The sequence below is a fragment of the Bradyrhizobium sp. ORS 86 genome (assembly GCF_045571475.1).
Classification (GTDB): Bacteria; Pseudomonadota; Alphaproteobacteria; order Rhizobiales; family Xanthobacteraceae; genus Bradyrhizobium.
This window is the reverse complement of sequence record NZ_CP120699.1, coordinates 6,634,702-6,653,137: the sequence shown is the minus strand read 5'-3', so window position 1 is coordinate 6,653,137 and position 18,436 is coordinate 6,634,702. Positions and strand designations below refer to the sequence as shown.

Here is an 18,436-nt window from a genome sequence, read left to right as displayed (position 1 = left end):
GACGAACAGGCGGCGGAGCAATCCGCCGCCTTTCTCGTCGGCCGGCCTATGACACCGCGACCTTGACGGCCTCGCGCAGCGTGAAGCGGTCGCCGTCGCGCACCAGCGCGATATTGCGCTGATGAAGTGCGTCCAGCGTCGAGCGGTGGCCGATCGAGACGACGGTGGTCGCCGGCAGCTTCTCGCCGATGAGCTTGTAGAGTGCGGCTTCCGACGGCTCGTCGAGCGAGGCCGTCGCCTCGTCGAGGAACAGGAATTGCGGTGCGTGAAGCAGCGCCCGCGCGATGCCGAGCCGCTGCTGCTCGCCGAGCGACAGCATCCGGTTCCAGTGCGCCTCCTCATTGAGGCGCGCGGCGAGCTGCGGCAGTCCGACCGCGCTGAGGACGTCGCGGACCCGCGCCGCATCGAACTGCGCAGCTTCGCCCGGATAGACGACCGCGTCATGCAGCGATCCGATCGGCAGATACGGGCGCTGCGGCAGCATCATCAGCGTCGCATTGGGCGGAATCTCGATCGCGCCATTGCCGAACGGCCAGATGCCGGCGACCGCGCGGAACAGCGTCGACTTGCCGGCGCCGGACGGACCGGTGACCAGCGTGCGCTCGCCGGGACGGAAGCTGACATGATCGACCGAAACCAGCGGCGCGCCGTTCGGCAGCTTGACCAGGAGCTGCGGTAGCGCGATCTCGCGGCCGGCGGCGGGCCTGGCGTGAATCGAGGCGGGGTCGGCGGCGAGCTTCTCGGCGCTCGCGATCGAGGTCTCGAAGCCGTCGAGACGGGCAACCACCGCGCGCCACTCGGCCATGGTGCGATATGCCGACACGAAGAACGAGAGCGCGTCCTGCACCTTGCCGAAAGCTTCGGCGATCTGGATCAAGGCGCCGAGCTGGACCGTCTTGCTGACGAAATAGGCCGGGCCGGCCAGCGCGAAGGGGAACACCACCGATGCCTGTGCATAGCTTTGCGTGAAGGCGGTGAGCCGCTTGGTCCGGCTCATGATGCCGTACCAGTTGGAGACCACGCGGCCGAACCGTTCCGACAGTCGCTCACGCTCGGCACCCTCGCCCTTGAGCAGTGCGATCTGTTCGGAGTTTTCGCGGACCCGCACCAGGTTGAAGCGGAAATCCGCTTCCAGACGCTGCTGGTGGAAGTCGAGATTGACCAGCGGCGAGCCGATCCACTGCGTCAGCAGTGTGCCGAAGATGGCATAGACCACGGCGCCCCAGACCAGGTAGCCCGGAAACGAGACGTCGCTGCCGAACAGCAACAGCGGCAGCACTTCCGACAGGCCCCACAGGATCACCACGAAGGAGGCGAGCGAGACGATCGAGCTCAGCAGTCCGACGCCGATCGCCAGCGTCTGGGCGACGAACAGCTTGACGTCGTCTGTGATGCGCTGGTCGGGGTTGTCGGCCGCATCGCCGGCGAGCTGCATGCGGTAGTGATTGGCGCCATGCACCCACTCGCGGAGATATTTGCCGGTCATCCAGTTCCGCCAGCGGATCTGGAGCCACTGGTTGAGATAGAGCTGGTAGACCCCGAGAACCACCGAGACGGTGGCCAGCGCGCAGAACACCAGCATCTCGCGCTTGAAGGTGTCCCAGTCCTTGTTCTGCAACGCGTTGTAGAACCGATTGCGCCACTGGTTGACCAGCACGTCGTTGGCGACGAGCAGCAGCTCAATCGAGATGACCGCGGCAAGAAGCACCCGGCCGGCCCATTTGTCCTCGGAACTGAAATAGGGCGCAGCGATGCGCCACACGGACGCGAGCGTCGAGCGAATGTTGTTCACAGATTATCGTCTCCGGGAGATGGGCCGCAACGGCTTGAAAAATCGGGACAATCGGCAGGCTTCTAGACGAAAGTCGTAGAACTGGCATGCAAGCGTTGGCTTGTCCCGGTGTTGGAGTCAACTCTAGCATGCCTGACAACGGCGAGGGGCGGGGGACCTTCAGTTATTCGCGAGGATGTGAGCGATCCTTACCAATCGTTCATTCGCGAGCCGGGGCTTGAGCATTTCAGACGGCCTCCCGCGATTGTGCCCAATGCTCCCTGCCTCGAGCAGACCGGCGCGCACAAGAACGGTGGGAGGATCCCGAGATGAACGGCACCTGGAATCAAATCTACAATCCGCTGGGGAATGCGGCGCTGTCGACGATCGCGGCCGCTGTTCCCGTGGTCACGCTGCTGGTTCTGATCGCCAGCGGCCGGGTGAAGGCGCACATCGCCGCCATCATCGCCGTGATCGTGACCAACCTGATCGCGATCTTCATCTTCACGATGCCAGCCGGGATGTCGATCCGCGCCTCGCTGCTCGGCGTGGTCTCGGGCTTCTTCCCGATCGGCTGGATCGTGCTCAACGTCATCTTCCTCTATCAGGTCACCGTGAGATGCGGGAAGTTCGAGCTCCTCAAGCGCGCCATCGGCGGCGTCACCGAGGATCGTCGCCTGCAACTGCTGCTGATCGCGTTCTCCTTCGGCGCCTTTTTCGAGGGCGCCTCGGGGTTCGGCACGCCGGTCGCGATCACCGGCGCGGTGCTGATCGGTCTCGGCTTCTCGCCGCTGGCGGCCTCCGGCCTGTCGCTGATCGCCAACACCGCGCCGGTTGCTTATGGCGCGCTCGGCACGCCGATCCAGGGCCTCGCCTCGGTGACCGGACTCGATCCCTACATCCTCGGCGCGATGGTCGGCCGCCAATTGCCGCTGTTCTCGCTGATCGTGCCGTTCTGGGTGGTGTGCGCGTTCGCCGGCTGGCGCGGCATGATGCAGGTGTGGCCGGCCATCCTCGTCACCGGCGTGTCGTTTGCGGTCCCGCAATATGTGATCTCGAACTACATCAATCCCTGGATCGTCGACATCGGCGCCTCGCTGATCTCGATGGGCTCGCTGATCCTGTTCCTCAAGGTCTGGCAGCCGCGCGAACTCTGGCTGTCGCCGGCGCTGCGCGGCCATGATGAATCGGCCGCGACGATGAAGGCAACGAAACCGCTCGACAAGACGCCGCTGACGCAGGGCGAACTGTGGAGCGCCCTGCTGCCGTGGATCATCGTCTGCATCCTGATGCTGATCTGGGGCAACGGCGCGTTCAAGACCTGGGCGAACTCCATCTTCACCTGGAACTACGCCGTTCCCGATCTGCACAACATGATCAACAAGGTGCCGCCGGTGGCCGCGAAGCCGACGCCCGAGAGCGCCGTCTTCGCGTTCACCTACCTGTCGTTCACCGGCACGGGCATGCTGATCGCCGGGGTCATTTCCGGGCTTCTGATGGGCGTCTCGCCGGTCGGTCTCGTCAAGGAATACGGCCGCACGATCAGGCTGTGCGCGATCTCGTTGATCACGATCTCGGCGATGCTGGCGATCGGCACGCTGACCCGGCTCTCCGGCGTCGACGCCACCCTCGGCCTCGCCTTTGCGGCGACCGGCGTGCTCTATCCCTTCTTCGGCACGCTGCTCGGCTGGTTGGGCGTGGCGCTGACCGGATCGGACACCGCGTCCAACATCCTGTTCGGCAATCTGCAGAAGATCACGTCCCAGCAACTCGGCCTGTCGCCGGTGTTGATGGCGGCGGCGAACTCGTCGGGCGGCGTGATGGGCAAGATGATCGACGCGCAATCGATCGTGGTCGCCTCCACCGCGACCAACTGGTACGGCCACGAAGGCTCGATCCTGCGCTACGTCTTCCTGCACTCGATCGTGCTGGCCTGCTTGGTCGGCCTGTTCGTGACCCTGCAGGCCTATGTGTATCCCTTCACCGAGCTGGTCCTGAAATAAGCGCCATCGTTGACCACGAAACCTCGCGGGCAAAGGCCCGCGGGGTTTTGCGTGTCGGGGCATTTTCGATCGCGGGCAAGCTGGCCAAGCCCATGCGCGTCCAATACAAGGGCGCGCATCGGACCATGACGTCGGCCGAACGGCGCGGTCGGAACCGGCGTGACGGAACAAGGCTCACTATAAGTGCACGATGACAGGGAATGGCATGATTTCAGTCGGACGATTGTTGCGGGGCGTTGCGCTGCTTGTGCTGGCAAGCACGGTGTTGAGCGCGATCCCGGCGAGGGCGCAGGAGGAATTTCCGTTCGGCTTCGTGATGACGCTGGACGCCGCGCGCATGCCGGGCTCGAAGCGAATTCCCTCGATCGAGGTCGGCGACAACGGCGAAGTGTCGCTCGAGCTCTGGTGCGATGGCGGCAAGGGCCAGTTCTCGATCGCCGGCAACACCATCATCTTCGTTCCCGGCGCGATGGAGAATCGCACCTGCTCGCCGGAGCGGGCCCAGGCCGACAGCGATTTGCTCGCAGCGCTCAAGGAAGCGACGACGTGGCAACGGCAGGGCGACTTCGTCACGCTGATCGGCAGCAAGCCGCTGCGCTTCCAGATCAACACCAATTGAGGGCGCCACGTCGGCGGGTTACGGCGTTGCGATCAATCCGCTTGCGGTGGCGACGATCCAGCGGTTGCCCCAGCGCACGATGGAGTCGACCCGCCCGAGTCCGGCAATGATGTCGCCGCGCGCGGCCATTCGCACGCCTTCTGGCCCTTCGAGAACCGCGGTGCCGTCACGGACCTCGACCACTGACCATCCGGGAATGGTGGTCGGCCGCGTTTCCGGCGCCGGCGCCAGCGGCTGCTTCATCGCCAGCGCCACCGGCGGCGTGTTCACGGGGGTGGTGGCCGCTGCAAGCGCCGGCAGGCGTGCATTGGTCTTGGGGATGCTGCCGGTGACCGACGGCTCGGATGCCACGGCGGATCGCCGGGGGCCTTCGCTTCGAGGCTTGAGTTCGGCGGCACGCGGCGCGGCAATGTCCCGCTGGGCCGTCGGGCCGACGTGGGAGGTCCCTGCAAGCTGGTGCCAGCTCAGGCCGCCAGTCCACCCGAGTGCAAAAGTCGCCGCCAGTGCGACCGCTGCCGCGGTCAAGGTGCGGATGCGATCGCGAATGGGCTCGCGCAGCAGCACGGCGGCATCGTGATTCTCGCCGGAGACGTCCCACAGGTCAGCGGACCGCTCCGGCAACCGACCGTCAGCCAGATCTGCTGGCCAGATGCTTCCAAGAGGACTCGGCGCGCGGTCTTGCATGGCGTGACCTATGTTCGGCTGCGCAATGATGATCCTCGAAACTGAATCGAGCCTTAATGCTTGGTGACCGAACTGCGGCAAACGATGAGCGAATGCACGGCCTCCCTTGGATTGACGGGGTTATCGTGACAGCCGACAGTTGCGACATGTCGTCCCGTTGCGGCCGATCCTGATCACGCGGCGTATGGACCTAGCCGAAATGCGCACACCTGAGATTACGATCGCAGCCGAAGACCCAAGGCAGCCGGAGGTCCAGCGGCTGATCGCCCTGTCCGACGCCACCATGCAGGCGCTGTATCCGGCCGAGAGCAATCATCTCGTCGACGCCGATGCGCTGGCCGCGCCGGACACGGTCTTCCTGGTCGCGCGCGGCGGCAAGGAGGTGCTCGGATCGATCGCCTTCCGCATCATCGCCCCCGGTCATGCCGAGATGAAGCGGATGTTCGTGCGGGTCGAGGCGAGGGGAGCCGGGCTCGGCCGGCGCCTGCTGGAAGCCCTGGAGGACGCCGCCCGCCGGCAGCACATCGACCGCATCAGCCTGGAGACGGGAATCCGGCAACCGGAGGCGATCGGGCTCTATCGCACGTCCGGCTATCGCGAATGCCCGCCGTTCGGCGGCTATGCGGCCGATCCGCTCAGCCTGTTCATGACCAAGCGCCTCGGAACCTGATCGCAGATGCGGTGAGGGCTGCCGCGCAGTGGTCGATTCCGGACCTCGTCTCCGGGAAGCGGGTCGTCACTCAGGCGGGCGGTCGCTATAGCGGTGACATGCTCGATTTCGCCGCACAGTATGAAGCCTTTCAACGCCGCGATGCCGCCTGGGACGGCATCGTGTTCGTCGCGGTCAAGACGACCGGCGTGTACTGCCGCCCCGTCTGCCGCGCACGCACGCCGCTCGCACGTAACGTGACGTTCTACCGTAGCGCCGCGTCGGCTGAGCGGGCCGGCTTCCGGCCCTGCCTGCGGTGCCGTCCGGAGGCGGCGCCGTTTTGTCCGGCCTGGAAGGGCACCAGGACCACCGTGGAGCGCGCGCTGGCCCTGATCGAGCAGGGGACACTCGACCGCGGCGGCGTTGATGCGCTGGCGGGTCGGCTCGGCGTCGGCGCGCGGCATCTGTCGCGCCTGTTCGCTGAGCATCTCGATGCCTCGCCGCTGCAAGTCGCGCTGTCGCTCCGCGTGCAGCGCGCCAAGCGCCTGATCGACGGCGGCGACATTCCGATCCGTGTGGTCGCCGAGCGCGCGGGCTTTTCCAGCGTCCGGCGCATGAACGCCGCCTTCACCAGGTTCTACGGCCGGCCTCCGTCGGCGCTGCGACGGAGCCGCTTTCCGTACCCTCACCCAACCGTAACCTCCGATAGAGATCATCAATGACCAAGACCTACGGCACCGTCGGCGCAGAACAAAAGAAGCAGATGAGCGGGCTCGAATTCGTGCAGGGGCTCGCCAGCGGCGCACTGCCGCTCAACACGATCGCACGAACCCTGGGCTATGACGTTGCGGAAGCCGAGAAGGGCCGCGTCGTCGTCACGCTGGTCCCGAGCGAGGCGCATCTCAATCCGGCGGGGACGGTGCATGGCGGCCTCACCGCCACGTTGCTTGACAGTTGCATGGGGCTCGCGGTGCAGTCGACGCTCGACGCCGGGATCAGCCAGACCACGCTCGAATTCAAGATTTCGCTGGTCCGCCCGATCACGCCGGATACCGGTCCGATCCGGGCGGAAGGGCAGGTTCTCAATTGCGGCCGCCGCGTCGGCACCGCCGAAGGCAAGGTGACCGACGGCAAGGGACGCTTGCTCGCGCACGGCACCACGACCTGCCTGATCTTCCAGTCCTGACCGCTGCGCCGGCGATACCGGCATGGCGGCGCAGCGCTGGCCGCTGAGCTCCGCGGCAGCGCTGCGCCCCTCCACGGACTTCAGCGGGCGCTCTCTGCCGTCCGCTGCATCGCGGCATCGTGACCAGGTAAACGAATGAGACCGAGCTGAAGCATCGCGGTCAGTGCGTCCTCCTGTCCCAATTCCTCGGCGATCCGTCCCTGCTGCACACGCAGCACCGTCGTGCCGGCGAATCTCATCTTGCGTCCCGAGGCCGCGGGGATCGAGCCCAGCCGGAAGTCGCTGAATGCCGGACCCGTGTGCGTGCCGCCGCCTTCCCAGCGGCCGACAACATAGTCGCCGTCCGCGATGAGATCGCCGACGCCCCAGAAGTTGAGATCGGGAAAGGCCTCGCGAAATTCCGTCATGAAGTTCATGACCTCCGCGCGTCCTCGTTTCGGTTCATGCATCGGGTAGTGCACGACAATGTCGGCGGTCGCGAGCTCGTCGATGACTTGCGGATTCCAGGGATTTCCCCAAAACTCCTTGAACCATCGGGCCACTACGCTCTTGTTATTCTCTGACATCGCATCGTCTCCATTCGCGCTGTGCCTGTGTCGCGAGCATCGCGATCGGCGTTGCTTCAATGCGCGCAGTAGGCATTCGGAGACCTGCTTCCCTCCACCCGATTCCGGACCAGGCGCAATGTGAGATGCGGATGAGATTTTGCGTGACCGCTGCTGCGCTTAGCGCAGTGTGGTGACCACCGTCGCGCGATCTGAAATCGGGTGGTCCGTGGATCGATGCCGCTCGATCGTGCCTCGATCATGCGCAACGTCGATGCCGTCGCCGCGCTGCGCAGCAACGGGATGCTTCAGTCCGGTCCGGATGCCGCTGCCGTGCAGGCACGCGAGAACGTCATGTCGCTGATCAGGCGCGGGCTTCCCGCCGGGCCGCGCGGGCTTTACCGCCACAGCGACTTGTCGGCGTCCCAACGCTGGCCCTTGAACTCCTTGATCAGCGCGTCAATCGAGCCGTTGTCGTCCTTCGGCTCGCCGCCTTCCTCGTCGCTGCCGGTGTCTTCGGTCAGGGTCAGCTTCGCGCCGGCGCTGTCGTCCGTGGTCGTGGTCACGGGGCTCGAGACCCACAGGATCAGCCGGTCGGAGCTGCCGGGCTTCTCCGGCGACACCAGCGCGGTGATCTCGAGATTCTCGGTGAGGCCGAGCGACGGGTAGATCGGGCTCGGACGCTTCAGGATCAGCTTGAGCTTGCCGGTGTTGGCGTTCCATGACGCCGACGCCGGCTTGGCCGACAGGGTTTTTGCCAGCACGCTGGAGATTGTGGTCGCGATCTTGTCCCGGTTGATCTTGTCGCCGTCGCGCCAGTCGGCGGCGGGGAAGCGAATGGTGCGATCCATCTCGATCACGCCGCTGGTCCAGCCTGCTGCGGTCACGCCGGGCGCGGATTTCGCCTTCGTGAGCAGCGCGGCAGCGTGTTCGGGATCGACGGTGAGGTTGATGGTCTGCTCACCGGCGCGCATCGCGTCGCAGGTCACCGCAAGGCTCGAGGTGCTGACCTCGACGGCGTCACCCTTCAGGCTCTTGAGGAAATCCGCGGCGGATTCGAGCTTCACCCGGATGCCGACCGATTCCGGCGAGACGTCGGTGAAATCCTTCGGCTGTGCCGTGATGGCATCATCGGTCGCCTGGTTGTCCTGGAATTCCCTTTCGCTGAGATCGGAATTGTCCGACGAGGCGACCTCGGTCACGTTTTGGCCGATGGTGATCTGGCCGCGGAACTCGAACGTGTCGCCGGTCTGTTTGCGGGTAAGCTTGACGGCGACCGGCTGCTTGTCGGCGACGCTCTGCGTGCTGCCCGAAAGAGTCTGGCCGTTGACGGTGAGGTTGGCGATGAAGCGGTCCTTGCGATCGGAACCCTTTTGGGCGGGATAGCAGACGTCGAGCACGGCTGCGGTGACGGTCTTGCCTTGACGGGTTTCCTTCAGGATCACGTCGGCATTGCCCTCCATCAGGCCGTCAAGCGCGGTGAAATAGCGCGTCTCAGGCCCACCGGTCCCGGCCCTGGGTTGCAGCTTCATCTGGGCAACGGCGGGTGCCGAGGCGGCGACAAGACCGAGCAGCAGGAGCGGGAGCGCGCGCATACGATGAGTCCTCGAAGGGCGGAATCGGTTCCGCCGTAACTAGCAAACCTCTGTGTCATTGGCCAAAAAAGAAGGCCGCCCGGAGGCGGCCCTGGCTCGAATTCCTGATGATGTGGAGCGCTTCCGTGGCGTCAGGCGCTCGTTTCACGGTCGTTATTGCTCGTCAGTTTCGCGCGCAACGTGCTCATGACGCGGCTCGTGGTCTCGATGTCCTTCACCGAAAGTCCGTCGGCGAGGCCGTTGACCCAGGGAAGCTGCAAGCGCATGGCCGCGTCGAAAGCCTGGCGTCCTTTGTCGGTGGGAACCACGAGTTGCGCCCGGCGGTGATGCGGGTTGGTCTCGAAGGTGACCAGCCCATCCCGTTCCAGGTCGTTGACGATCCGTTGCACGTTCTGCCGGGCAGCACCGAGATCGCGAGCCAGCCATGCCACCGGCTGCGCACGCTCGGCTGCGATGATCGCGCCGAGAATCTGCCAGCGGGCACTGGTCAGTCCAAGCCGCGCCACCATCCGGTCGCCGGCCGTGAACAGCAGGCTGTTGAGCCGGAACAGGTCGGGGATGAGATTGGTCAGGCCCTCGCCGGCCGGGGTTCGCTTGGTCTGGGGCATTTGTCACCATAAATTCATATTGACATTATGATGTCAATATGGTCTGACGTATCATACCGGAATGACACTATAGCACCAAATTGGATGGAGCCTGCCATGCCCCAGATGCGTCCTTTGGATCCCGCATTCCCGATCGAACGTCAGCTCGCCCTCGATGCCACGTCCGTCGTGCTCGTGAACCTCTTCACGCTCGACAAGGCCGACGAGGATAGCTTCCTCAAAGCCTGGCAGGACGACGCCGCGATCATGAAGCGGCAGCCGGGTTTCATCTCGACCCAGCTTCACCGCGCGATCGGCGACAGCCCGGCCTATCTGAATTACGCGGTCTGGGAATCGACCGCCGCCTTCCGGGCCGCCTTCGCAAATCCCGAGTTCAGGGCGAAGCTGTCGGCGTATCCCTCGTCAGCCGTGGCGTCCCCGCATCTGTTCCAGAAGGTCGCGGTCCCAGGCGTCTGCGTCGCGTAGCGCGCGATGAATATGGATCGAAGCCGGGCCGGCCACGGATTCGGTTTACCTCTCCCCGACGACGGGGAGAGGTGAACTTCCGCTGCCGCGCCAGCTCAACCGAACTTCATCAGGCTTCAGCTCCTACAAAAAAGAAGGCCGCCCGGAGGCGGCCTTCGATCTCGATGCAGATGGGAGCGAGAGGCTTAGAAGCCGCCCATGCCGCCCATTCCACCCATGCCGCCGCCCGGCATCGCCGGCGCCGCGTCCTTGGGCAGCTCGGCGACCATGGCTTCGGTGGTCACCAGCAGGCCGGCCACGGAGGAGGCGTCCTGCAGCGCGGTGCGCACCACCTTGGCGGGGTCGATGATGCCCTTGTCGACCATGTCGACATAGTCCTCGGTCTGGGCGTCGAAGCCGAAGGTCTCCGACTTGTTCTCGAGGATCTTGCCCACAACGATCGAGCCCTCGACGCCGGCATTCTCCGAGATCTGGCGGATCGGAGCTTCCAGCGCCTTGAGCACGATGTTGATGCCGGCCTGCACGTCGGCATTGTCGTTGTTGATCCGGCCGACTGCCTTCTTGGCGCGCAGCAGCGCCACGCCGCCGCCGGGCACGATGCCTTCCTGCACCGCGGCGCGGGTCGCGTTCAGCGCGTCCTCGACACGGTCCTTCTTCTCCTTGACCTCGATCTCGGTCGCACCGCCGACCTTGATGACGGCGACGCCGCCGGCGAGCTTGGCCAGACGCTCCTGCAGCTTCTCGCGGTCGTAGTCGGAAGTGGTCTCCTCGATCTGCGCCTTGATCTGCGTGACGCGGGAATCGATGTCCTTCTTCTTGCCGGCGCCCTTGACGATCGTGGTGTTCTCCTTGTCGATCACGACCTTGCCGGCACGGCCGAGCATGTTCACCGTGACGCTTTCGAGCTTCATGCCGAGCTCATCGGAGATCAACTGACCGCCGGTCAGGATCGCGATGTCCTCCAGCATCGCCTTGCGGCGATCGCCGAAGCCCGGCGCCTTGACGGCGGCGACCTTCAGTCCGCCGCGCAGGCGGTTGACCACCAGCGTCGCCAGCGCCTCGCCCTCGACATCCTCGGCGATGATCAGCAGTGGACGGCCGGACTGCACCACGGCTTCCAGCACCGGCAACATCGCCTGCAGGCCGGAGAGCTTCTTCTCGTGCAGGAGGATGTAGGCGTCCTCGAGCTCGGCGGTCATCTTCTCGGCGTTGGTGATGAAGTAGGGGCTGAGGTAGCCGCGGTCGAACTTCATGCCCTCGACGATGTCGACCTCGGTCTCGAGCGACTTGTTCTCCTCGACCGTGATCACGCCCTCATTGCCGACCTTCTGCATCGCCTGCGCGATCATCTTGCCGATCGCGGCATCGCCATTGGCCGAGATGGTGCCGACCTGGGCAACCTCGGAGGAGGCAGCAACCGGCTTGGCGCGCTTCTCGAGGTCCTTGACCACGGCTGCGACCGCGATGTCGATGCCGCGCTTGAGGTCCATCGGGTTCATGCCGGCGGCGACCGACTTGCCGCCTTCGCGGACGATCGCCTGCGCCAGCACGGTCGCGGTGGTGGTGCCGTCACCGGCGGTGTCGTTGGTCTTGGATGCGACCTCGCGCAGCATCTGCGCGCCCATGTTCTCGAACTTGTCCTCGAGCTCGATCTCCTTGGCGACGGTGACGCCGTCCTTGGTGATGCGCGGGGCGCCGAAGCTCTTCTCGATCACGACGTTGCGGCCCTTCGGCCCGAGCGTCACCTTCACCGCATTGGCGAGCACGTCCACGCCGCGCAGCATGCGCTCGCGGGCGTCTCCGGCGAATTTTACGTCCTTGGCAGCCATATCTTGAACTCCTGTCAGCTTTGAAAGATGCGCTTGCTGCTCCCGCACCTGTCATCGCCGGGCTTGACCCGGCGATCCATCTTTCGAAGAACGATGGATGCCCGGGGCAAGCCCGGGCATGACGACGAATGGGTGTAGCGGCCGCGCAATTGAGTGGCGATCAGACCAGCACGCCCATGATGTCGGACTCCTTCATGATCAGGAGCTCCTCGCCGTCGATCTTGACCTCGGTGCCCGACCACTTGCCGAACAGCACGCGGTCACCGGTCTTGAGGTCGATCGGGATCAGCTTGCCGGCCTCGTCGCGGCCACCCGGGCCGACGGCGACGATTTCGCCCTGGGAAGGCTTTTCCTTGGCCGTGTCCGGAATGATGATGCCGCCCTTGGATTTCTCCTCGGCATCGATACGCTTGACCACGACGCGGTCGTGCAGCGGGCGGAATTTGGATTTAGCCATGACGTTCCCTCTTGGAGGCTGGTTTCAGGTCTGGTTCATCGAGCCCGGCGTTGGATGCCGGTCCGGGTCGGCGCCGGGCGGGACGCCCGGCCACCATTTAGCAATCGTGGTGCCAGAGTGCTAATTGCGCGCCGGGAAATATGGCCTGGCGCTGTTTCTGTCAAGCAAACCGGGGTTAAGGCCTTGGTGAGGCCAATATAGGATGGTGAGACGGAAACCAAATCGTAGCGATGCCGCAATTTCGTCGGACGTCATTGCTCGGTCTTAAGTTTTACGCTTGGCTGCCGGGATGGGTGCGGCTGGGACATTGTCGGGGGGATGATACAGATGATCAGGTCACTCAACGCGCGATTGGTCGCACGGTTCGCGGCTGTCTCGGCGCTGACGATAACCCTGGGGGCATGCAGCAGCACGAACTTGCCGTCACTATCGTCGAACCCCGAGCCGGGGCCCGGGCCGGGCCTGGCTCCGGAAATGCCGGCCTCAATCAGGCCCGACGAGATCGTCGGCCGCTGGGGGCTCGCCTCGTACCAGAATCCCGCCGACCGCGCCCGCACCGAGGCCGCCGCGCGCGCCCAGTGCAAGCAGCCCTACGTGATCGGTGCCGGTCAGAATGGCGGCGTCATCATGCATCTGGCCGACCAGGCTACCCCGCAGGAATTGCGGCTGAAGGGGTCGCCGAGCGGCAAGAATTATATCGGCCCGCCCGGTCCGACGCCCGGCGAGCAGGACCGCGAGATTATCTCCTTCGACGGCCGCGTGTTGGTCACCCGCTTCGTCGACAAGGACGCCGCCGTGCGCTACGGCAACATGGTCTATGTCCGCTGCGCGCCCAGGGCGTGATCGGTAAAAATCCTCACTTTAACTCGTGCCGCAGCGATGGTGCACCTCTCCCCTTGTGGGAGAGGTCGGATTGCATCGCCAGATGCAATCCGGGTGAGGGGTCTCTTTCGTCCTGCGTTCGCTGACAGAACCCCTCATCCGGCGCTTCGCGCCACCTTCTCCCACAAGGGGAGAAGGCAATGGCGTCAACGGGCGGGGAAACAAAAAACGCCGGCCTTTGGGCCGGCGTTTTTGTTCTGATCTGACGCTTCTCAATCGAACAGCGCGTCGATGTCGTCCTGCGAGGCGTGACCGGCATCGCCGTCGAGCTTCGGACCGTTGAGCAGGCGGGCATCGCCTTCGCGGGTGTCGACGATCGGCGGCACGTGCGCCTTGATGGCATCGACGCCGCCCCAGATGTCCATCATCTCGTTGATGTGCTGCTCGATGAACTTCATCGTCTGCATCACCTTGCTGATGCGCTGGCCGGTGAGATCCTGGAAGTTGCAGGCCTCGAAGATCGCGATCACGCGCTCCTGGATATCTTCGCTGAGCAGCTTCTGCTGATCCGGCGTGATATTCTTCGACAGCGCGGTCGCGGCCTGGTCGATCGCTTCGGTCGCCTCGAGGATCTGCTGGGTGGCCTGCTCGGTGCCGCCGACGACCGCGCCGAGCTCGCCATTGACCTTGGCCATTTCCTCGCCGTTGAAGCTCTTGCCGTGCAGCACGGCGATCTCGCGCTTGGTGCGGCTGATCGCATCGTGGATCAGATCGAGCTCGACCTTGAGCTTCTCGCACTGTTCGACCTGGGCGCGATAGGTCTCGAGCAGCGCATGCGCTTCGGCGACTTCGCGCGCCACGATCGCCTCGGCGGTCTCGTTGCCGGCGGCGCGCGGCGCGGCCATCTGTGCGCGGATCGAGCGAAGCTCGTCCATGATCTCGCGATGCATCGGACCGATATCGGCGCCACCGGCAGCCTCCGGCTCCGGCATTGCCACATCGCCGATCATGGCCTGCTCGACACGAAAACGCTTACGCTTCACCGACATGATTTCATTCCCGCCCCAATGACTGCGCCCGTTCTAGACAGCGGCGATTTAACGTGAGGTTCACGCCGGAACAATTTGCCGAGCGTGCCGCGACGCGGTTTCAAACCGCCGATTAACCATGCGGCTCGCGCATTCACGCAAAATAAACGCTACCGGACAAAACCCGATGCGCGTGACGACGTGGTGAATCGAAACGCCCGTGACGTTTACCAGACCGATGCGGTTTTCATTGCTTATTGACCACGTGCAGCGGCGCAGGTGTGCAGGCGCCAGTCTGCAACGCGTCACGACGAAACAGTACAGAGTACGTCGATGTTCAAGAAAACCAGTCTTGCGCTGCTCGCCGGCGCCTCTTCGCTTATTGCAGCTCCGCATCAGGCCCTGGCGATCGATGCCGCGCCGCTTCCCGAGCCTACGATAATCTACGCCAATCGGCGAGCGCCGCAGCCGCAGATGCGCACCGCCTATGTGCAGCCGCAGCGCTCCAACCTGGGCGGGGGCTTCATCGAGTTCCTGTTCGGCGACGGACCGGCGGCGCAGTCCTACCAGGAGCAGGTCTATCAGCAGCAGCCGGCCTATTACGGCAACCGCGAGCCGCTGCCGCCGATGGATCCGCAGCAGCAGATGATCTACCAGCAGCAGGACACGGCCGGCGATCCAAGGCTCCGTCCATTCGATCCGAAATACGAGAAGCAACTGGTCGACTATCACGGCACCGAGCGCGCCGGCACCATCGTCGTCGATACCCCGAACAAGTTCCTCTATCTGGTGCAGGGCGACGGCAAGGCGCTGCGCTATGGCATCGGCGTCGGCCGTCCCGGCTTCACCTGGGCGGGGGTCAAGACGATCTCGGCGAAGCGGGAATGGCCGGACTGGACCCCGCCTCCGGAAATGCTGGCGCGCCGTCCCGACCTGCCGCGGCACATGGAGGGCGGGCCGGAGAATCCGCTCGGCGCGCGCGCGATGTATCTCGGCTCCTCGCTCTACCGCATCCACGGCTCCAACGAGCCCTGGACCATCGGCACCAACGTCTCCTCTGGTTGCATCCGGATGCGCAACGAGGACGTGATCGACCTCTACGGCCGCGTCAATGTCGGCGCCAAGGTCGTGGTGATGTGAGAAAGTAGCCCGGATGGAGCGAAGCGAAATCCGGGAGCCGTCTCGCTCGCGGCTCGATCTTCCCGGATTGCGCTTGCCTCCATCCGGGCTACCATCGATCAAACCAAAACGGCCGCTCGATGCGAGCGGCCGTTTTTCGTTTCAGGAAATCGATCAGGCGTAGTCGCTGCCGTTGTCACCGCCATCGTCGAATCCGCCGTCGTCATCGTAGTCGTCGGAATCGTGATCGTTGTCGGCATAGTTGTCGTCGTCATTATTGTTGTTCGACGCCTGGTCGAACAGGCCGGCGCGCGAATTGTCATTGTCGCGGCCGGACGCGCCGATGTCGTTGATGCCGGCGTCGCGCGCGAGATCGCTCGACGACTGGTCGCCGCCCCACGGCCGCGCGCCGCTGCCGAGGCCGCCCGCGTCGGCAAAGGCCTGGTGGCCGCCCATCAAGCCGCGGATGCTGCTCATCAACAGCGAGCCGCCGACCACGCCGGCCGCGGCTGCCGCCGCGGTACCGAGGAACGAACCGCCACCGCCGCCGAACGGCGGCTGCTGCGGCGCGCCATAGGGTTGCGGCTGGCCGTAGGGCTGGCCCTGGCCGTAAGGCTGGCCATAGCCGCTGCCGGCCTGCGCCTCGCGCATCGCCTGGCCCGAGTTCCAGACCGGGCGGCTGCCCGGATCCGGGCTACCCATGTCGGGCGCGCGCACCGGCGGTACCGAGCCGTGCGGCTGGTTCTGGCCGAAGATCGCGTCGCGCATCGAATCGAGGAAGCCGCCGGATTGCTGCTGGCCGCCCTGCTGCTGACCGACCGCGGCCTCCAGTTCCTGGATGCGGTCGTGGGCGCGCTTGAGCGCCTCGTCCTGCACCAGCGCCGTCTGCACCAGCGCATAGACCGCGTTCGGCGCGCTGCGCAGGCCCTGCATGATCGCGGACATGGCTTCGTTGTCGCGCGGGGCGTTCTCCAGCTTGGCGAGCCGGTCGAAGAGGTCGTCGATCAGTTGGCGTTCTTGCGGTGTCATGGCGGTTCTCCATCGCGTCGAAAGACTTCGAAGCGCGCCCGAGATGTAGGCGGGTTTTGTGGCGCAAGGAGTAGGGAGCCGAATTAAATTTACGTATGCGACAAAAGGCCTGAACCTTGTCAGGCCAGTGTAACTTTATTCAGGGCGAGCAGGCCGGGGAAATCATCGCCGACGAGATAGGCATGCTCCTTCTCGCGCTGCGTGGTCAGCGGATCGAGGCTTTTCAGCGTCTCGTCGACGAAGCCGGGATGGCACATCACGAGGCTGCCCTCCGGCAGGCCGTCGAGAAAGCCGCGCATCAGCGTGCCGAAATCGGGGGCGCGCGCGAAATCATAGGCGCCATCGAAGGCCGGGTTGAAGCGCAGGCCGAGCTTTGCCGCTTTCTTCCGGAACTGCGCGCTGAGCGCATCCAGCACCAGCGCTTTCGGCGCGGCGAGCCGCTGCGCCAGCGGGGCGTTGCGTCCACCCTGCCGCACCCAGGCATCCGGGGCACGCTCCTTCACCGCGCTCAGGAATCCGTCGCGCACCTGCGGGAAGAGCTGCGCGTGCTGATGGCCGTCGACGAAGTCGGGCGCGCGGCCGAACAGCTCGTGGAAGGCATCGAGCTGCGCCAGCACTTCGGCATGGATCAGCTCGGCGTCCAGCCGCCGCAACAGCCCGCCGCGCAGCAGCTTGGCAAAGGGCAGGAACATGTCGCCGTCGAGCGGACGAAAATGCAGCGTCAGCGGCCGGAACGGCGCGGTCAGCGTCACATGCAGGCCGATCGCGCAGCGCGGACTTTTTGCAACGGATGCCTGCAGTGCGGCCGCCGCTTCGCGGCCGATCGCGGGGGTGACCGTCATCACCGATGTTGCGTTGAGGCGGCCGCGCTCGATCAGGTCGCGGATGGCGCGGTTGACACCGTCGCTCAGTCCGTAGTCGTCGGCACACAGCCAGATGCGACGCAGAGCATCGCTCATTCGGCCGCGGTCCGCGTCGTGGTGCTTTCGGCCGCCGTGCCGTCGGCGCGCTTCTCGGTGTGCTCGGCGACGAAGTAGATCGGCCGCGCCTTCAATTCAGAGAGGATCTTGCCGATATATTCGCCGACGATGCCGATCATGATCAACTGCACGCCGCCGATCGTCATCAGGCCGACCACGAGCGAGGGATAGCCGGGCACCTGCTTGCCGGTGGTCCACACTTCCCACACGATCGAGAGGCCGAACAGGAACGCGCCGAAGGCGAGCAGCGCGCCGAGCAGGCTCGCGAAGCGCAGCGGCGCCACCGAGAACGAGGTCAGGCCCTCGATCGAGAGGCCGATCAGCCGGCCGGCGTTGAACGTGGTGACGCCATGCGCGCGCGGCGCCGGCTCGTAATCGACGCGGATCTGCCGAAAGCCGATCCAGCTCGCCAGCCCCTTGAAGAAGCGGTTGCGCTCCGGCAATTGCCGCAGCGCCGCGGCCGCGCGCGGCGACAGCAGGCGGAAGTCGCCGGCATCCTCCGGGATCTTCTGCCGCGCGCCCCAGTTGATCAGCGCATAGAAGCCGCGCACGGCAAACCGCCGCGCCGCCGATTCATTGTCGCGATTGGCCTTCGCGGTGTAGACGACGTCGTAGCCGTCATCGATCCAGTGCGCGACCAGTCGCTCCACCAGATCGGGCGAATGCTGGCCGTCGCCGTCCATGAACAGCACCGCGCCGCGGCGGGCGTGATCGAGGCCGGCCATCAGCGCCGCCTCCTTGCCGAAATTGCGCGACAGCGACACCACCTGCACGTCGAGCGAATCGGCCGGCAGGCCGCGCGCGACCGCGAGCGTCGAGTCCTTACTGCCGTCGTCGACATAGACCACTTCGCAGGAGAGGCCGTAGCGGGCCCGCAACGTCTTGGCGAGCGCGACCAGCCGCTGATGCAGCGCGGAAAGTCCGGCGGCCTCGTTGTAGGCCGGCACGACGATGGACAATCCCTGCGCTGCGGCGGTCTTGGCGGTCGTGGTCAGGCTGGAAACGTCAGAGCCCAGCATCATCGATCAGGTTCCAGAACTAGGGCGT

19 protein-coding genes are annotated in these 18,436 nt (G+C 65.2%); 8 read left to right on the top strand and 11 right to left on the bottom strand.

From position 1 onward, the window contains the following. Window positions 1-46 precede the first annotated feature (46 nt). On the bottom strand, window positions 47-1,792 hold the full coding sequence (locus P6U25_RS30650; RefSeq protein ID WP_407148477.1) for an ABC transporter ATP-binding protein/permease: 1,746 nt from the start codon (window positions 1,790-1,792) through the stop codon (window positions 47-49). 308 nt (window positions 1,793-2,100) lie between these two features. On the opposite strand from P6U25_RS30650, the gene P6U25_RS30645 reads away from it, so the two are divergent. After that, window positions 2,101-3,774: an L-lactate permease gene (locus tag P6U25_RS30645; RefSeq protein WP_407148476.1), complete on the top strand. Its 1,674-nt coding sequence runs from the start codon at window positions 2,101-2,103 to the stop codon at window positions 3,772-3,774. Between the two features lie 205 nt (window positions 3,775-3,979). After that, a complete protein-coding gene (locus P6U25_RS30640; RefSeq protein ID WP_407148475.1) occupies window positions 3,980-4,393 on the top strand; it encodes an META domain-containing protein in 414 nt (137 codons plus the stop codon). An 18-nt stretch (window positions 4,394-4,411) separates the two neighbouring features. On the opposite strand, the gene P6U25_RS30635 is transcribed toward P6U25_RS30640, so the two are convergent. Then, complete coding sequence (locus P6U25_RS30635; RefSeq protein WP_407148474.1) at window positions 4,412-5,014, bottom strand: hypothetical protein; 603 nt, start codon at window positions 5,012-5,014, stop codon at window positions 4,412-4,414. A 262-nt stretch (window positions 5,015-5,276) separates the two neighbouring features. Between P6U25_RS30635 and P6U25_RS30630 the strand changes: the two genes are divergently transcribed. The 3 genes from P6U25_RS30630 (at window position 5,277) to P6U25_RS30620 (ending at window position 6,912) form a co-directional block, all read left to right on the top strand. Then, entirely contained in the window at window positions 5,277-5,747 is a 471-nt protein-coding gene (locus tag P6U25_RS30630) for a GNAT family N-acetyltransferase (protein ID WP_407148473.1), read from the top strand. Between the two features lie 98 nt (window positions 5,748-5,845). Then, window positions 5,846-6,448, top strand: coding sequence for a bifunctional transcriptional activator/DNA repair enzyme AdaA (locus P6U25_RS30625; protein WP_407148472.1), 603 nt, complete (start codon window positions 5,846-5,848; stop codon window positions 6,446-6,448). Then, window positions 6,445-6,912 (top strand): PaaI family thioesterase, encoded by a 468-nt coding sequence (locus P6U25_RS30620; protein WP_407148471.1) that lies wholly within the window; start codon window positions 6,445-6,447, stop codon window positions 6,910-6,912. Before P6U25_RS30625 ends, P6U25_RS30620 begins: the two co-directional genes overlap by 4 nt. A gap of 80 nt (window positions 6,913-6,992) precedes the next feature. On the opposite strand, the gene P6U25_RS30615 is transcribed toward P6U25_RS30620, so the two are convergent. The 3 genes from P6U25_RS30615 to P6U25_RS30605 all read right to left on the bottom strand — a co-directional run bounded on the left by P6U25_RS30615 (window position 6,993) and on the right by P6U25_RS30605 (window position 9,660). Next, window positions 6,993-7,478 carry an ester cyclase gene (locus tag P6U25_RS30615; RefSeq protein ID WP_407148470.1) on the bottom strand — a complete coding sequence of 162 codons (486 nt, stop codon included), beginning with the start codon at window positions 7,476-7,478 and terminating at the stop codon, window positions 6,993-6,995. Window positions 7,479-7,855: 377 nt separating this feature from the next. Beyond that, entirely contained in the window at window positions 7,856-9,052 is a 1,197-nt protein-coding gene (locus P6U25_RS30610; protein WP_407148469.1) for a hypothetical protein, read from the bottom strand. 131 nt (window positions 9,053-9,183) lie between these two features. Further along, window positions 9,184-9,660, bottom strand: a complete 477-nt coding sequence (locus tag P6U25_RS30605) for a MarR family winged helix-turn-helix transcriptional regulator (RefSeq protein WP_407148468.1) — start codon at window positions 9,658-9,660, stop codon at window positions 9,184-9,186. Window positions 9,661-9,756: 96 nt separating this feature from the next. On the opposite strand from P6U25_RS30605, the gene P6U25_RS30600 reads away from it, so the two are divergent. Beyond that, entirely contained in the window at window positions 9,757-10,125 is a 369-nt protein-coding gene (locus P6U25_RS30600) for an antibiotic biosynthesis monooxygenase family protein (RefSeq protein WP_407148467.1), read from the top strand. Window positions 10,126-10,310: 185 nt separating this feature from the next. Here P6U25_RS30600 and groL read toward each other — a convergent pair whose 3' ends face one another. Continuing rightward, complete coding sequence (groL, locus tag P6U25_RS30595; RefSeq protein WP_407148466.1) at window positions 10,311-11,954, bottom strand: chaperonin GroEL; 1,644 nt, start codon at window positions 11,952-11,954, stop codon at window positions 10,311-10,313. Window positions 11,955-12,114: 160 nt separating this feature from the next. Continuing rightward, window positions 12,115-12,411 (bottom strand): co-chaperone GroES, encoded by a 297-nt coding sequence (groES, locus tag P6U25_RS30590; protein WP_407148465.1) that lies wholly within the window; start codon window positions 12,409-12,411, stop codon window positions 12,115-12,117. Between the two features lie 327 nt (window positions 12,412-12,738). Between groES and P6U25_RS30585 the strand changes: the two genes are divergently transcribed. Further along, complete coding sequence (locus tag P6U25_RS30585; RefSeq protein ID WP_407148464.1) at window positions 12,739-13,254, top strand: hypothetical protein; 516 nt, start codon at window positions 12,739-12,741, stop codon at window positions 13,252-13,254. A 251-nt stretch (window positions 13,255-13,505) separates the two neighbouring features. On the opposite strand, the gene P6U25_RS30580 is transcribed toward P6U25_RS30585, so the two are convergent. Continuing rightward, window positions 13,506-14,282, bottom strand: coding sequence for a protein phosphatase CheZ (locus tag P6U25_RS30580; RefSeq protein WP_407148463.1), 777 nt, complete (start codon window positions 14,280-14,282; stop codon window positions 13,506-13,508). A gap of 312 nt (window positions 14,283-14,594) precedes the next feature. On the opposite strand from P6U25_RS30580, the gene P6U25_RS30575 reads away from it, so the two are divergent. Next, complete coding sequence (locus P6U25_RS30575; RefSeq protein ID WP_407148462.1) at window positions 14,595-15,401, top strand: L,D-transpeptidase; 807 nt, start codon at window positions 14,595-14,597, stop codon at window positions 15,399-15,401. 153 nt (window positions 15,402-15,554) lie between these two features. Here P6U25_RS30575 and P6U25_RS30570 read toward each other — a convergent pair whose 3' ends face one another. From P6U25_RS30570 to P6U25_RS30560, 3 genes are all read right to left on the bottom strand, one after another. After that, a complete protein-coding gene (locus tag P6U25_RS30570; protein WP_407148461.1) occupies window positions 15,555-16,409 on the bottom strand; it encodes a DUF2076 domain-containing protein in 855 nt (284 codons plus the stop codon). 119 nt (window positions 16,410-16,528) lie between these two features. Beyond that, window positions 16,529-17,368 (bottom strand): ChbG/HpnK family deacetylase, encoded by an 840-nt coding sequence (locus P6U25_RS30565; protein ID WP_407148460.1) that lies wholly within the window; start codon window positions 17,366-17,368, stop codon window positions 16,529-16,531. Next, entirely contained in the window at window positions 17,365-18,411 is a 1,047-nt protein-coding gene (locus tag P6U25_RS30560) for a glycosyltransferase family 2 protein (RefSeq protein ID WP_407148459.1), read from the bottom strand. Before P6U25_RS30560 ends, P6U25_RS30565 begins: the two co-directional genes overlap by 4 nt. Window positions 18,412-18,436 lie beyond the last annotated feature (25 nt).